The sequence below is a fragment of the Streptomyces araujoniae genome (genome assembly GCF_050871195.1).
Lineage (GTDB): Bacteria > Actinomycetota > Actinomycetes > Streptomycetales > Streptomycetaceae > Streptomyces > Streptomyces bacillaris.
Map to the genome: position 1 here is coordinate 3891905 of NZ_CP194070.1, position 13839 is coordinate 3905743.

Here is a 13839-nt window from a genome sequence, read left to right on the forward strand (position 1 = left end):
CCCGGGGGTCAGCCCGGGCTCACTCCACGGGCTTCGCGTAGTGGAGGTCCACTGTGCCCGAGTAACCGGGAAGAGTCACCGCGTCGTCCTGCTCGACTTTCCAGCCCAGCCCGTACGCCTTCACGTACAGCTGGTAGTTCTGGATCGCGGTGGAGTTGTCGAGCGCCTTCCGCAGCCTGCCGGGGTCACCCACGGCGGTGACCTTGTAGGGCGGGGAGTAGACGCGGCCCTGGAGGATCAGGGTGTTGCCGACGCAGCGGACCGCGCTGGTGGAGATCAGCCGCTGGTCCATGACCTGGATGCCGCGCGCCCCGCCCTGCCACAGGGCGTTCACCACGGCCTGGAGGTCCTGCTGGTGGATGACCAGGTCGTTGGGCTGGGGCTCGGGGTAGCCGGGGTTGGCGGTGGCGTCCGGCGGGGCGTCGTTGAGCGTCACGCTGACGGCGTCGCCGGTGATCTTCGTGGTGCCGGCCGCCTTCTCCAGGGCCTTCAGCTTGGCGTCCTCGGCCTCGGTGGAGCCGTCGTCGCGCTGGGCGAGGGCATCCACGTCCGCGCGGGCGGCGGCGACCGCGTCGTTCAGCCCGGCGTTGTTCTCGCTGCGCTCCCGGATCAGGTCGGAGAGCTTGAGCAGGGAGGAGTCGCTGCGCAGATTGGTGCCCTTGGCCGTGTTGGCGCTGGTGACGAAGATGAGCCCGGCCAGGGCGAAGACGGCAGCGGTGAGCCCCCGGGCCGCCCACACGGAGGTGGACCGGGCCGGGCCTTCGGGGGAGTCGGCAGAATTGCTCAACGTACCCTTATCTCATCGGGCGCCATGGAAGCACTACGCTAACGGACGCCCGGGGGCGGCAGCATTCCCCCTGGCGCCCCGCCCCGGCGCCCGCCACAGATCCCTGCGCGGTCACGCAGCGCATCGACAGGAGAGTCCCTCGTGCCGAAGTCACGTATCCGCAAGAAGGCCGACTTCACGCCGCCCCCGGCGAAGCAAGCAACGGCGATCAAGCTGACCAACCGCAGTTGGGTGGCTCCGGTCATGCTGGCCCTGTTCCTCCTCGGGCTGGCCTGGATCGTGGTGTTCTACGTGACCGAAGGCAGTCTGCCGATCGACGCCCTGGGCAACTGGAACATCGTGGTCGGCTTCGGCTTCATCGCCGGCGGCTTCGCCGTGTCGACCCAGTGGAAGTGACGGACCCGCTCCGCACGCAAGCCCTGCCCTGAGTTACCCACAGAGTTATCCACAGTCGGGGGAAAAGGTCAGACGATCTGTGGATAACTTCCACTCAAGTTGACGCCGGTGTGACTGCAGCCCCCCTCGTCCGAGGGGGGCTGCACCCTGTGCCACCTCGGGAAAACCCAGCTCAGCGACGGTGGGCACAGATGTTCCCCTTGCCATGCACAAGATCCTGCCCCCACTGTGGACAACTGTGGTCTGTCCTGGGGGCGAACCGCTCCTCAGGGCTCAGGTGAGGGACATCGTGCGGGCGACGACGATCGCCACCGAGGCCAGGAAGACCAGCGCGCAGCTCCCGGCCTGCACCGCCGTACGCCGCTCACGCGGGGCGTGTACCAGGCCGACCGCGATCAGGGCGCCCGCGACCAGACCTCCGACATGGGCCTCCCAGGCGATCCCGCCCATGGTGAAGGTGAAGACCAGGTTGATCGCGAGCAGCACCAGCACCGGGCGCATGTCGTAGTTCATCCGGCGCATCAGCACGGCGGTGGCGCCGAACAGCCCGAAGACCGCTCCGGACGCGCCCAGCGAGGGCTGGTTCGGCGCGGCGATGAGATACATCAGCGCGCTGCCCGCGAACCCGGAGAGCAGATAGAGCGCCAGGAAGCGGACCCGGCCGAGCGCGGCCTCCAGCGGCCCGCCGAGCCACCAGAGCCCCAGCATGTTGAACCCGATGTGCCACACCTCCTGGTGCAGGAACATCGAGGTCACCAGGCGATACCACTGCCCTTCGGCGACACCCTCGATCGAGCCCGGCGGCGGTGTCGGGTCCCAGGCCCGGCCGAGCAGCACCAGATCGTCGAGCAGGGACTCCGGGGCGGCCGCGACCACGACGAAGACCACGAGGTTGATGCCGAGCAGGATCTTGGTGATCAGCCGCGGGTCGGCGGCCACGGTCCCGCCCGCCAGCGTCCGAGGCCTGCTGGCCGCCGGGTGGTGGCCGGTGCCGGAGCCCTGGCGCACGCAGTCGGGGCACTGGAAGCCGACGGAGGCGCTGACCATGCACTCGGTGCAGATCGGCCGCTCGCAGCGCGTGCAGCTGATCCCGGTCTCCCGGCCCGGGTGCCGGTAGCAGCTCGGGAGGGCCTGACCGCCTTCCGGTACGCCCCGGTCCGCCGGCGGCTGCTGGTGCATCGGTCCTGGCCTGCCTCTCGGTCTCGCCCCGGGCGCCGCACACACGGCCGCCCCGCTGGTCCGCTATGTATCACTACGGACGGGCGGGGCGGTTGGTTCCCGCCGGGACGGACGGCTCAGCGGGTCTCGACGACCACGGACTCGATGACCACGTCGTTCAGCGGGCGGTCGGTGCGCGGGTTGGTCCCGGTGGCGGCGATGGCGTCGACGACCTTGCGGCTCGCGTCGTCGGCGACCTCGCCGAAGATCGTGTGCTTGTTGGTGAGCCAGGCGGTGGGCGAGACGGTCAGGAAGAACTGCGAACCGTTGGTGCCCGGGCCCGCGTTGGCCATGGCCAGCAGATACGGCTTGGTGAAGGCCAGGTCCGGGTGGAACTCGTCCGCGAACTCGTAGCCCGGGCCGCCGGTGCCGTTGCCCAGCGGGTCGCCGCCCTGGATCATGAACCCGCTGATGACCCGGTGGAAGACGGTCCCGTCGTACAGCCGGTCCGTGGACTTCCGCCCGGTCCCCGGGTCGGTCCACTCGCGCTGTCCGGTGGCCAGCTCGACGAAGTTCTTCACCGTCTTCGGAGCGTGGTTCGGCAGGAGCCGGATCTCGATGTCGCCCTGGTTGGTCTTCAAGGTGGCGTAAAGCTGCTCGGCCACGGTCTGCCTTCCCTCGTCCTTCGCTGAGCTGACGTACGCCGAATCCTCCCACGTACCGGGGAATGTACGGCCGGATGCCTGATGGAGCGGCGCGTTCCGCGCCTGACCGTGGCATGGTCGTCGAAATGCGTCACTTACATCGTTCTACCGAGTTGTAACGCATGGAAACGCATGGAGCGTTTCCAGCGGAAAGAGCGATCATGACCCGGATGCCCGTCCTGCGTGCCGGTCATGGTCGTGACAGGCATGATTTCGAATTGGGCGGAAAGGCGGAGTACCTACCCGCCACCAAGGAGGAGGATCCCGTGACCCGCATCGACAGCGTGCGCGCCGCAACCGACTCGGCCAGGGACAGCGCGCAGCACGCCGCGGAAGTGGTGGCGCCGTACGCCGACTCGGCCAGGGAGCAGGCTGCCCACTATGCGCACGAGGCCCGCGTACGGCTCGCGCCCAAGGTGACGAAGGCCGCCAAGCAGGCCCGTGTCCAGTACGAGTCCCATCTCGCCCCGCGCCTCGAACAGGCCCTGACCCATGTGCCGCCGAAGGTCGACGAGGCCGCGCAGCGCGCCGCCCACTCGACGCGGAAGGCCGCGAGGACCGCCGCCGAGTACACCGCTCCGCGCGTCGAGCAGGCCCGGGCGGCGGCCCAGCCGGTGGCCGAGCAGGCCTCGGCCCGCAGCGCCGCGGCGCTGGCCGCGCTCCGGAGCAACGTCACGGCCAAGGAGATCCAGAAGCTGGCCCGCAAGCACGAGCGCCGGGCCAGGGCCGGCCGGGCCACCAAGGGGCTCCTGGTGCTGGGCATCGTCGCCGGCGGCGCCTACGCCGCCTGGCGCTGGTGGGACAAGCAGGCCAACCCGGACTGGCTGGTCGAGCCGCCGGTCGCCACCGAGGTGGGCGACGAGCGCTCGCCGCTCGGCACGGTCGACGGCAGCGACCGGGCCGTGCTCGACCCGGAGGTCGAGGCCAAGCAGGCCGAGGCCGAAGGGGACGTCCCGGGCCACGACGACCGCGCCTGACGGCGGGCGCCGCCCCGTACCCGTGACCCCACAGCCGTAACAGCGACACGAGGACGCCGGTCCGCCGCAGCCGCGAAGGTCTGCGGCCGACCGGCGTCCTCGTCGTGTCCGCGCCCGGAGGGAGCGGCCGGACCCCGTACCCGGGCGGGACGGGCGCTGGTGTAGCTTCCGGAGGACCGGAGGAGTCGAACGTACGGGCTCCTCCCCAGGAAAGGTCCCTGCTGTGGTGCGAGTCCCCCGCGCGCGGAAGGCCGCCGTCGCGGCGGCGGCCGTCGCCCTCGCCGCCGGTGCCCTGGCGTCGTGCGGCGCGGACTCCCCCGGCGAGGGCGTCGCCTCCGCCCCGCACGCCGGTGACGCGGCCTGCCGGCAATTCGCCGACGGCTACCCGGACCGCCTCGGCGGACAGAAGCTGACGTTCACCGACCGCCCCGGGGTCGCGGTCTGGGGCGAGAACGCGATCGTGCTCCGCTGCGGCGTCGAGCTGCCCGAGCCGACCATCGACCCGTGCGCGACCGTCGACGGCGTGGACTGGGTCTTCCGCGAGGACCGCTCCGAGGACGGCGGCAAGGTCGTCGTCACCTACGGCCGCGACCCGGCCGTGGAGGTGGCCGTCACCGAGGAGATCACCGCCGTGGACGACGTCCTGGTCGGCCTGTCCGCGCTGGTCGAGCCGGTGAAGCCGTACACGAAGTGCGTGGGCATGGACGACGTGCCGGCCCCGGCGGCCCCCTCCGGCTGAGGCCCGTTCTCACCGGCGAATCGGGGTCGGGGCGGGTCCGGCCCCGTCCCTGGACACGGTCACGGGCGCAGACATGGACGGGGGACAAGCGCGGGATGGGCGCGGGCACGAAAAATGCCCTCCGGAACCTTGTTCTCCAAGGTCGGAGGGCACTTCACCGGTGGAGCCTAGGAGATTCGAACTCCTGACATCTGCCTTGCAAAGGCAGCGCTCTACCAACTGAGCTAAGGCCCCGGGAACAGCGGAAACGACGACAGAAGTGAACACATCCGGGCCACTGCCACCGTCGCAGAACAGACTACCGGGTGCTCCCCCCTATCTTGCAAAAGGATAGGGACTCCCCGTGGGCGACCACGCTCCGTAAGATGCTCGACGAGGTTCGCAGCAGCGAAGCCGCAGCGAAGGGGAGACGCAATGGACGCAGCGCAGCAGGAAGCGACGGCAAGAGCCAGAGAGCTTCAGCGCAGTTGGTACGGGGAGCCGCTGGGGGCGCTCTTCCGCCGGCTGATCGACGATCTGGGCCTCAACCAGGCACGGCTCGCCGCGGTTCTCGGGCTCTCCGCCCCGATGCTCTCCCAGCTGATGAGCGGCCAGCGGGCCAAGATCGGGAACCCTGCGGTCGTCCAGCGCGTCCAGGCACTCCAGGAGCTGTCCGGCCAGGTCGCGGACGGCAGCGTCAGCGCGGGGGAGGCCACCGACCGCATGGAGGAGATCAAGAAATCGCAGGGCGGGTCCGTCCTGACCGGCACCGGTCAGACCACCACGACCGGGGGCGCTCCCACCGTCCGCCGCGTGGTGCGCGAGATCCAGTCCCTGCTCCGGTCGGTCGCGGCGGCCGGCGACATCATCGATGCCGCCGACTCCCTCGCCCCGACCCACCCGGAACTGGCAGAGTTCCTCCGGGTGTACGGGGCGGGCCGCACCGCGGACGCGGTCGCGCACTACGAGGGACACCAGAGCTAGCGGCTCGGTACGGACGAGAGCACGACGGCACCGCACAGCACGGCACCACAACTGCACAACCGCACAACAAGCACGACGAGCACGACGACGGAACCAGGGCCTCGCACACCGCCGGGGCCCCTGGTCCCCCGGGAGCCGCGGCGACAACAGGGACGGAAAGCGGGCACAGCGCAATGGGTGAGGTCTTCGCCGGTCGGTACGAACTGATCGATCCGATCGGGCGTGGTGGGGTCGGTGCCGTCTGGCGGGCCTGGGACCACCGCCGCCGCCGGTACGTCGCGGCCAAGGTCCTGCAGCAGAGCGACGCGCACACGTTGCTGCGCTTCGTCCGCGAGCAGGCCCTGCGCATCGAGCACCCGCACGTCCTGGCCCCGGCCAGCTGGGCCGCCGACGACGACAAGGTCCTGTTCACCATGGACCTGGTGAGCGGCGGTTCGCTCGCCCATGTCATAGGCGACTACGGGCCGTTGCCCCCGCGCTTCGTCTGCCTGCTCCTGGACCAGCTGCTCTCCGGCCTCTCCACGGTGCACGCCGAGGGGGTGGTCCACCGGGACATCAAGCCGGCCAACATCCTGATGGAGGCGACCGGTTCGGGCCGCCCGCATCTGCGCCTCTCCGACTTCGGCATCTCGATGCGCAAGGGCGAGCCCCGGCTGACCGAGACCAACTACGTGGTCGGCACGCCCGGTTACTTCGCCCCCGAGCAGATGATGGGCGCCGAACCCGACTTCCCCGCGGACCTCTTCGCGGTCGGCCTGGTCGCCCTGTACCTCCTCCAGGGGCGCAAGCCCGACTCCCAGGCGCTGGTGGAGCACTTCGCCGCCCACGGCACCCCGGGCGCCCCCGAAGGCATCCCCGAGCCGCTCTGGCAGGTGCTGGCCGGGCTGCTCCAGCCGGACCCGCAGGCCCGGTTCCGTACGGCGACGGGAGCGCGCAAGGCGCTGAACGCGGCGGTCGAGATGCTGCCCGAGCCGGGGCCGGACGACGAGCCGGTGGAGGTGTTCGACCAGATCGGCCCGCTGCCCCCGGGGTTCGGCCCCGACGGCCCCGAGAAGCCCGCGAAGCCCGCCGATACGGCTGGGGCACCCCAGGAGCCCCAGCCGCCCCTGACGGCGCCTCAGGAGCCCCAGGAGCCCCGGGAACCGACGGCGTCGACGCCTCGGCCGCCCGCCCAGAACCCCTCCGTACCGGCGCCCCCGCCCGTCTCCATGTCCGAGACCGGCAGCTTCCACCTGGCGCCCCCGCCCCAGCAGCCCCAGGCCCACACACCGGCCCCGCCGCAGCACCGGCCCCCGTTCCACCAGCCCGCGCCCGCACCGGCGGCTCCCCCGAACCCGTACGCCGCGGGAGCCCAGGACCTCGCCCAGGCGCCGACCTCCGGCGTACCGCGGGACGCGTCGGCCACCCGGCCCTACACGGCCCAGCAGCACCACCCCCTCGCGGCGCAGGCGCACGCCCCCGCGTCCGCCCCCGCGCGGCAGGCACGGCAGACGCGGCCGGGACCGCCCCCGAAGGTGGCGGTCCCGGTGCTGGTCGTGGCGCTGATCTGCTTCGCGGTCGGCATCTGGGCGCTGACCCAGATGTAGCCAGGGGCAGGCGCGGGAGGGGGGCCGGTCGGTCCGTCACCAGCCCTGCTGCGGCGGCCCTCCGTAAGGCGGCTGCCGGTGCCCCGGAGCAGGCCCACCGGCCGCGGCGGCCGCCCGGCGGCGGGCCAGCAGCGTCCAGCCGCCGAGGCCGAGCACCAGCACGGCGCCCGTCCCGAGCGCCCCTGCCGCGACCACCTGCATCGTGGCGCTCTTGGCGGCCTTGGGAGCGCTGTCGCCGCTCTGGGCCAGCTCCTTGTCCTTCTCGGTGACGGCGAAGATCCCGGGGTCGCCCTCGTACGGCGAGGCACCGGCCTCGTTCTTCACCTGGACCGTCATCGTCAGCGCGATCGGGTCCTTGCCGTAGCTCTCGGCCACTTTCGGGCTCAGCGTCACCGACAGGTAGTACCAGCCCGCGAACCGCATCGCGCCGACCTGGGAGCTGAAGTCGTACCGGTTGCGGTACTCCACCGGCGGCAGCGGCTTCAGCGCCGTGGTCGCGGACTTGCCGGAGTACGAGAGGGACGTGTCCACGACGTGGCCCTGGGCCGGGTTGTCCAGCGAGAGGGTGAGCGCGCTGCCGATGAACTCGCTGCTGTCGCCCGGGGAGTTGCTGAGTGCGGCGGAGGCGTAGATCTGCTGCCCCCAGTCCACCGGCACCCGGTAGAAGCGGGTCTGGCCCGGGGCGATGGCGTCGACCCACTCGCCGGTCTCCAGGCTGGTGGCGTCGTAGTAACCGGTGCCGCCCGTACGCTTCTGCGCCTCGGCGTCCGGCGGGGCGGGCGTGGTGGAGGGCCAGTCCTTCGGCGCGGACGTCTCCGTGGGGCCGCCGCTCCGCAGCCCGGGCTCCTGCACGAAGCGCAGCTCCAGGTCCCAGGCCTCGGGGCTGGACTCGTCCTCGCTCTCGCGCTCGACGAGGACGTCGTACGTGCCCGCCTCCCGGCAGGTGGTGCTCGTCCCCTTGCCGATGGTGCGGTAGGCGTACGCGGCGATCGGCCGGGGGGTCTCGCCCGAGCCGAAGGTGTTCCGGTTGGAGCTGCACCGGGAGTCGTTGAGGTCCCGGATGCTGACCGTGATCCCGTCCCCGTACGCCACCGAGCCGTCGCTCTTGGGCACGGCGACGGCCGAGACGTAGGAGTCGGTGGAACTGTCGAGCTTCACCCGGTAGTAGAGCTTCTGGCCCGGCTCGATCGAACTGCGGTACACCGCCCCCGGCTGGAGGACCGACGCCTCGGCGTTGAGCTCGGCGCCCTGCACCCGCTTGGCGTCGGGATCGAAGGCGTACGCCGGCGGCCCGGCCGCGTACGCCTGCCCCGGCAGCGCCATCACCGCGCACGCGGCGAACGCCGCCAGCATCGCCCGCCCCCTGTTGCGCTGCCTCTTCACGCGGTTCCCCTCGTCGTCGCCATGGCCGCAATGCCGGTCCATCCTGCCCCGCCCGTACCGCCGCTGTCTCCGGCCGGAAGCGGATTGCCCCGCTTGTCCGGATACCGGCCAGGTCCGACGAGGAGCCACCCCACCCATTTGCTCCAGCAAGCTACTGATTTGCTCAGGTGAACTCAACAAGGGCGCCGTCACGGTCCCGCAACAACGCGCACACGCGAGCGCGCGGGGGGAGACACCCCCGGACAGCACGGGGCAGAACGCCCCGGACAGCACGAAGCCCCGGCCGCTTCAGCGGCCGGGGCCCGTAACAGAGTCTGTCGTCTCACACACCCGAACCTGCGGGCACGGAGTCGGTCGCCTCCGTCCACAGGTCCTGCTCGGCGCGATCCGCCTGGATCTGGCGGTACACGAGGAGCCCGCCGATGGCAGCCAGTGCGACCAGGAGAAGCTTCTTCACCGCGCGACCTCGTCTTTCCTTGGAATAGGGGCCTTCTGTCGCCGACTATACACACCGGCCGATACCGATCGGTGACCTGCCTGGAACCCGAAAGCAGCCCGTTCGCGACCCTCCGGCGGACCCCTGACGACCCTTCCGGCACGTTCCGGACGGCCTGTCAGGTCCGGTTGCACCATACGAGTGGTGTTAATCCGAAGATCAGCGCAGTGCGGGCGTCGCTCCCCGGAATCCCGGCCCGGATCCACATGATCGGAGAAGTCAGCAACCGGACCACCCGAAAGCGAGGGGCCATGAGCACCTTCACGCCCAAGAGCATCTGGACCGCCTTCATCACCGCCTTCTTCGCCCTGCTGGCCTCGCTGGGCCTCGCCACGGCCACGGCGAACGCCGCGAACGCCACGAACGCCCCGGCGCAGCCGAGCACCACGGCCCAGGAGCACACGGGTGCCACGGCGGCAACCCCGCTCGCCCCCTCGGTGCGATGGACCCTTCCGCGTGACCGGGCCCTGCCGCCCACGATGAAGCAGCGCATCCGGGCCGAGGCCCACGGCTCCTCCCCGGCCACCCGCCACCTGTCGGCCGACCCGGCGGGCAGCGTCCGCACCACCGCCCCGTACCACACCGCCCCGGAAGGCGCCTCCCCGGTGCCACCTCCCTGATCCCGGCGCCCACCGCACTCCGGGGCCCCTGGTCCGGTTCACACCGGCCGGGGGCCTTTCCGTGTGCCCGGGAGCTACCCGACGAGTCGCCCCAGGAGGGCGGCGACCGGGACGGGCACAAGGAGGAGGACGCCGACGCGGACCAGACAGGGCGCGAGGACGGCGATCACCTCGGAGGGGCCGGTCGTACGGAAGAGGTCCCGCCACCGCAGTACCTCCCCCGAGCAGCACACCCAGAGGAACAGCCCGGTCAGCAGCGAGACCGCGCCGGCCACGAGCCCCAGGAAGGCGACCGCCTCCAGCAGGTCGCCCCGGGCGTCACGGTCCCGCGGGACGAGCGCGGTGACGGACGAACAGACCGCCGCCCCCGCCCCGTACACCGCTCCACGCGCCACGACCCCGCCCAGACGCAGCCGTGGTACGGAAGTCCCCCGGCCCACACCGCACCCCCCGTCACGCCGAGAGGCCCTTCCCGTGCGGGAAGGGCCTCTCGGTCACTGCTGTGCACTGTGGGGCTAACAGGATTTGAACCTGTGGCCTCATCCTTATCAGGGATGCGCTCTAACCAACTGAGCTATAGCCCCGCCGCGCTGTGCTGCTCTGCGCTGACTTCTGAAGATTAGCGCACGTCGGGGCCAGTCCCAAAATCGATACCCGCCGGACTACTCGTCCTCCGCCAGCGTCAGCTCGACGCCGCCCACGAAGCCCGCCGACAGGTTGTAGATGAAGGCGCCCAGCGTGGCCAGCGCGGTGGCCAGGACCACGTCGATCACGGCGATGACCGAGGTGAAGATGAGCACCCGCGGCAGCGAGAGGAACGACTGCAGGTCGAAGCCGTTGCTCTCGTTGGAGCCGGTGGCCTCGCTGATGGTGCCGCCCACGGTGGAGAAGACGCCCATCGCGTCCATGACCATCCACAGGATCGCCGCCGCCACCACCGTGCAGATGCCCAGCGCGATGGAGAGCAGGAAGCTGACCTTCATCACCGACCACGGGTCGGCCTTGGCCACCCGCAGCCGGGCCTTGCGCGTACGCGGAGTGGTGCGCGCCCCCGTGCGCGGCTTGCGCGTCGCCTGCGCGCCGCCCAGGGTGCCCCCGCCGCCCGGTCCCGGGCGCTGGCCGCCCTGGGTGCCGCCGCCGGGCGCCTGGTACGCCTGGGGCGGGTGGTACGGCCCCGACGGCCCCGGTGCGGGCTCACGCTCGCCGGGCAGCGGCCCGGTCGCGTAACCCTCGTACTGGGGCTGAGGCCCTCGTGTGTCCGTCACAGTGCCCCCTTGGGAGTCCGTGGCAGGGCCACGGGCACCGTTCGCTCCTGCTCCGGAAGCGGCCGAACCGGCGCCCGTGGCTCCACTCACTCTTACTCCTCGTGCTCCCCGGTCGAGGACTCCGTGCCCTCGACAGTGCCCTCTACCACGCTCGCGGCGTGGGCCTCGGCCGTCTCGCCCTCGGCGTCATCGGTCCCGTCGACCTCTTCCGCCTCACGACCGGCCTCGGCATTGCGCGCGATGCCGACGACGGCATCCCGCTTGCCCAGATTGATCAGTTGGACGCCCATGGTGTCACGGCCCGTCTCCCTGACTTCATTGACTCGCGTACGAATCACACCACCGCCGAGCGTGATGGCGAGGATCTCGTCCGTCTCCTCGACCACCAGCGCACCGACGAGCGAGCCCCGGTCCTCGACGATCTTGGCAGCCTTGATGCCGAGGCCGCCGCGGCCCTGGACGCGGTACTCGTCGACGGGGGTGCGCTTGGCGTACCCGCCGTCGGTAGCGGTGAAGACGAACGTACCGGGCCGGACGACATTCATCGAGAGCAGTTCGTCTCCCTCGCGGAAACTCATGCCCTTGACGCCCGAGGTGGCACGGCCCATCGGACGGAGCGCGTCGTCCGTCGCGGTGAACCTGATCGACTGCGCCTTCTTGCTGATGAGCAGCAGATCGTCCTCAGCCGACACCAGCTCGGCGCCGATCAGCTCGTCGTCGCTGCCGTCCGCCGTCTCGCGCAGGTTGATCGCGATGACACCGCCCGAGCGCGGGGAGTCGTAGTCCTTGAGCGCGGTCTTCTTCACGAGACCGCCCTTCGTCGCCAGGATCAGGTACGGCACGGCCTCGTAGTCGCGGATCGCGAGGATCTGGGCGATCTTCTCGTCCGGCTGGAAGGCCAGCAGGTTGGCGACGTGCTGGCCGCGCGCGTCCCGGCCGGCGTCGGGAAGCTCGTACGCCTTCGCCCGGTAGACCCGGCCCTTGTTCGTGAAGAACAGCAGCCAGTGGTGGGTGGTGGAGACGAAGAAGTGGTCGACGATGTCGTCTTCCCTGAGCTTCGTCCCGCGCACGCCCTTGCCGCCGCGCTTCTGCGAGCGGTAGTCGTCCGTCTTCGTACGCTTCACATAGCCGCTGCGGGAGATCGTGACGACGATGTCCTCCTCGGCGATCAGGTCCTCGATGGACATGTCGCCTTCGAAGGGCACCAGCTTGGAGCGCCGGTCGTCGCCGAACTTCTCGACGATCGCCGCCAGCTCCTCGCTGACGATCCCGCGCTGCCTGGCGGGCGAGGCCAGGATCTCGTTGTACTCGTTGATCTTCGCCTGGAGCTCGTCGTGCTCGGCGGTGATCTTCTGGCGCTCCAGCGCGGCCAGCCGGCGCAGCTGCATCTCCAGGATCGCGTTGGCCTGGAGCTCGTCGATCTCCAGCAGGCTCATCAGGCCCTCACGCGCGATCTCCACGGTGTTGGAGCGGCGGATGAGGGCGATGACCTCGTCGATGGCGTCCAGGGCCTTCAGCAGGCCGCGCAGGATGTGCGCCCGCTCCTCGGCCTTGCGCAGCCGGAACCTGGTCCGCCGGACGATGACCTCGATCTGGTGCGTCACCCAGTGGCGGATGAACGCGTCGATCGAGAGCGTGCGCGGGACCCCGTCGACGAGCGCCAGCATGTTGGCGCCGAAGTTCGTCTGGAGGTCGGTGTGCTTGTACAGGTTGTTCAGGACGACCTTGGCCACCGCGTCCCGCTTGAGGACGACCACGAGGCGCTGTCCCGTACGGGAGGAGGTCTCGTCGCGGACGTCCGCGATGCCGCCGACCTTGCCGTCCTTCACCAGGTCGGCGATCTTCTGCGCGAGGTTGTCGGGGTTGGTCTGGTACGGGAGCTCCGTGACGACCAGGCACTGGCGGCCCTGGATCTCCTCGACCGCGACGACCGCGCGCATGGTGATCGAGCCGCGCCCGGTGCGGTACGCCTCCTCGATGCCCTTGCGGCCCACCACCAGCGCGCCGGTGGGGAAGTCGGGGCCCTTGATGCGCTCGATCAGCGCGTCCTGCAGCTCCTCGTGCGAGGCCTCGGGGTGTTCCAGGTACCACTGGGCACCGGCGGCGACCTCGCGCAGGTTGTGCGGCGGGATGTTGGTCGCCATGCCGACCGCGATCCCGGCGGAGCCGTTGACCAGCAGGTTCGGGAAGCGGGCCGGGAGGACCGTCGGCTCCTGGTTGCGGCCGTCGTAGTTGTCCTGGAAGTCGACGGTCTCCTCGTCGATGTCCCGGACCATCTCCATGGACAGCGGCATCATCTTGCACTCGGTGTACCGCATGGCGGCGGCCGGGTCGTTGCCCGGGGAACCGAAGTTGCCGTTGGAGTCCACCAGCGGCATCCGCATCGACCAGTGCTGCGCGAGGCGCACCAGGGCGTCGTAGATGGAGGAGTCGCCGTGCGGGTGGTACGTACCCATGACGTCACCGACGACGCGGGCGCACTTGTAGAACCCCTTCTCGGGGCGGTACCCGCCGTCGTACATCGCGTACAGCACCCGGCGGTGGACGGGCTTGAGGCCGTCCCGTACGTCGGGGAGCGCACGCGAGACGATGACGGACATCGCGTAGTCGAGGTAGGAGCGCTGCATCTCCGTCTCGAGCTGGACGGGCTCGACACGCATCCCGACGCCGGGGACGGTGTCCTCCGCCTCGGGCGTCGCGGGTTCGGGTGTCACGGGGGTGTTCTCGTCGGCCATTGCTGGTCAAAGTCCTTTCGAGCTGCGGCG

Annotated in this window: 14 protein-coding genes and 2 tRNA genes; 6 read left to right on the forward strand and 10 right to left on the reverse strand. The window is 70.7% G+C overall.

All coding sequences use genetic code 11. The features are described 5' to 3' along the window. Positions 1-19: 19 nt before the first annotated feature. The gene (locus tag ACQ9ZG_RS16490; protein WP_202439473.1) at positions 20-787 is read right to left on the reverse strand and encodes a DUF881 domain-containing protein; all 768 of its coding nucleotides are present in this window, start codon (positions 785-787) and stop codon (positions 20-22) included. A gap of 141 nt (positions 788-928) precedes the next feature. On the opposite strand from ACQ9ZG_RS16490, the gene crgA reads away from it, so the two are divergent. Further along, the gene (gene crgA / locus ACQ9ZG_RS16495; protein WP_018489814.1) at positions 929-1183 is read left to right on the forward strand and encodes a cell division protein CrgA; all 255 of its coding nucleotides are present in this window, start codon (positions 929-931) and stop codon (positions 1181-1183) included. Between the two features lie 273 nt (positions 1184-1456). Here crgA and ACQ9ZG_RS16500 read toward each other — a convergent pair whose 3' ends face one another. Continuing rightward, the gene (locus ACQ9ZG_RS16500) at positions 1457-2362 is read right to left on the reverse strand and encodes a rhomboid family intramembrane serine protease (RefSeq protein ID WP_018489815.1); all 906 of its coding nucleotides are present in this window, start codon (positions 2360-2362) and stop codon (positions 1457-1459) included. Positions 2363-2478: 116 nt separating this feature from the next. Continuing rightward, positions 2479-3006 carry a peptidylprolyl isomerase gene (locus ACQ9ZG_RS16505; protein ID WP_028415825.1) on the reverse strand — a complete coding sequence of 176 codons (528 nt, stop codon included), beginning with the start codon at positions 3004-3006 and terminating at the stop codon, positions 2479-2481. Between the two features lie 305 nt (positions 3007-3311). On the opposite strand from ACQ9ZG_RS16505, the gene ACQ9ZG_RS16510 reads away from it, so the two are divergent. Then, positions 3312-4022, forward strand: coding sequence for a DUF5324 family protein (locus tag ACQ9ZG_RS16510; protein ID WP_028415824.1), 711 nt, complete (start codon positions 3312-3314; stop codon positions 4020-4022). Positions 4023-4245: 223 nt separating this feature from the next. Continuing rightward, entirely contained in the window at positions 4246-4761 is a 516-nt protein-coding gene (locus ACQ9ZG_RS16515) for a DUF3515 family protein (protein WP_386698975.1), read from the forward strand. Between the two features lie 161 nt (positions 4762-4922). On the opposite strand, the gene ACQ9ZG_RS16520 is transcribed toward ACQ9ZG_RS16515, so the two are convergent. Then, positions 4923-4995, reverse strand: a tRNA-Ala gene (locus ACQ9ZG_RS16520). Between the two features lie 180 nt (positions 4996-5175). Between ACQ9ZG_RS16520 and ACQ9ZG_RS16525 the strand changes: the two genes are divergently transcribed. Together ACQ9ZG_RS16525 and ACQ9ZG_RS16530 are read left to right on the forward strand one after the other, a co-directional pair. Continuing rightward, on the forward strand, positions 5176-5724 hold the full coding sequence (locus ACQ9ZG_RS16525; protein WP_018489819.1) for a helix-turn-helix domain-containing protein: 549 nt from the start codon (positions 5176-5178) through the stop codon (positions 5722-5724). 173 nt (positions 5725-5897) lie between these two features. After that, on the forward strand, positions 5898-7310 hold the full coding sequence (locus ACQ9ZG_RS16530; RefSeq protein ID WP_499280747.1) for a serine/threonine protein kinase: 1413 nt from the start codon (positions 5898-5900) through the stop codon (positions 7308-7310). A 36-nt stretch (positions 7311-7346) separates the two neighbouring features. On the opposite strand, the gene ACQ9ZG_RS16535 is transcribed toward ACQ9ZG_RS16530, so the two are convergent. Beyond that, positions 7347-8663, reverse strand: coding sequence for a hypothetical protein (locus tag ACQ9ZG_RS16535; RefSeq protein WP_499281609.1), 1317 nt, complete (start codon positions 8661-8663; stop codon positions 7347-7349). Positions 8664-9015: 352 nt separating this feature from the next. Further along, positions 9016-9150 carry a DLW-39 family protein gene (locus ACQ9ZG_RS16540; protein ID WP_003958712.1) on the reverse strand — a complete coding sequence of 45 codons (135 nt, stop codon included), beginning with the start codon at positions 9148-9150 and terminating at the stop codon, positions 9016-9018. Between the two features lie 290 nt (positions 9151-9440). Here ACQ9ZG_RS16540 and ACQ9ZG_RS16545 point away from each other — a divergent pair, with 290 nt between their 5' ends. Continuing rightward, a complete protein-coding gene (locus ACQ9ZG_RS16545; protein ID WP_109917052.1) occupies positions 9441-9809 on the forward strand; it encodes a DUF6344 domain-containing protein in 369 nt (122 codons plus the stop codon). 74 nt (positions 9810-9883) lie between these two features. Here the strand turns inward: ACQ9ZG_RS16545 and ACQ9ZG_RS16550 are convergent, their stop codons facing one another. The 4 genes from ACQ9ZG_RS16550 to gyrA form a co-directional block, all read right to left on the reverse strand. Beyond that, positions 9884-10249, reverse strand: a complete 366-nt coding sequence (locus ACQ9ZG_RS16550) for a DUF6336 family protein (protein ID WP_258312356.1) — start codon at positions 10247-10249, stop codon at positions 9884-9886. A 70-nt stretch (positions 10250-10319) separates the two neighbouring features. Beyond that, positions 10320-10393: transfer RNA gene (locus ACQ9ZG_RS16555), tRNA-Ile, on the reverse strand. A gap of 78 nt (positions 10394-10471) precedes the next feature. Continuing rightward, the gene (locus tag ACQ9ZG_RS16560; RefSeq protein ID WP_018489824.1) at positions 10472-11074 is read right to left on the reverse strand and encodes a DUF3566 domain-containing protein; all 603 of its coding nucleotides are present in this window, start codon (positions 11072-11074) and stop codon (positions 10472-10474) included. A gap of 92 nt (positions 11075-11166) precedes the next feature. Further along, positions 11167-13809, reverse strand: coding sequence for a DNA gyrase subunit A (gyrA, locus tag ACQ9ZG_RS16565; RefSeq protein ID WP_028415818.1), 2643 nt, complete (start codon positions 13807-13809; stop codon positions 11167-11169). Positions 13810-13839 lie beyond the last annotated feature (30 nt).

What these genes read in the sequence shown, in the direction of transcription:
- ACQ9ZG_RS16500 (WP_018489815.1), bottom strand. Translation starts at nt 2,362, where the DNA reads ATGCACCAGCAGCCGCCGGCGGACCGGGGCGTACCGGAAGGCGGTCAG.
- ACQ9ZG_RS16525 (WP_018489819.1), top strand. Translation starts at nt 5,176, where the DNA reads ATGGACGCAGCGCAGCAGGAAGCGACGGCAAGAGCCAGAGAGCTTCAG.
- ACQ9ZG_RS16530 (WP_499280747.1), top strand. Translation starts at nt 5,898, where the DNA reads ATGGGTGAGGTCTTCGCCGGTCGGTACGAACTGATCGATCCGATCGGG.
- ACQ9ZG_RS16535 (WP_499281609.1), bottom strand. Translation starts at nt 8,663, where the DNA reads ATGCTGGCGGCGTTCGCCGCGTGCGCGGTGATGGCGCTGCCGGGGCAG.
- ACQ9ZG_RS16545 (WP_109917052.1), top strand. Translation starts at nt 9,441, where the DNA reads ATGAGCACCTTCACGCCCAAGAGCATCTGGACCGCCTTCATCACCGCC.
- gyrA (WP_028415818.1), bottom strand. Translation starts at nt 13,809, where the DNA reads ATGGCCGACGAGAACACCCCCGTGACACCCGAACCCGCGACGCCCGAG.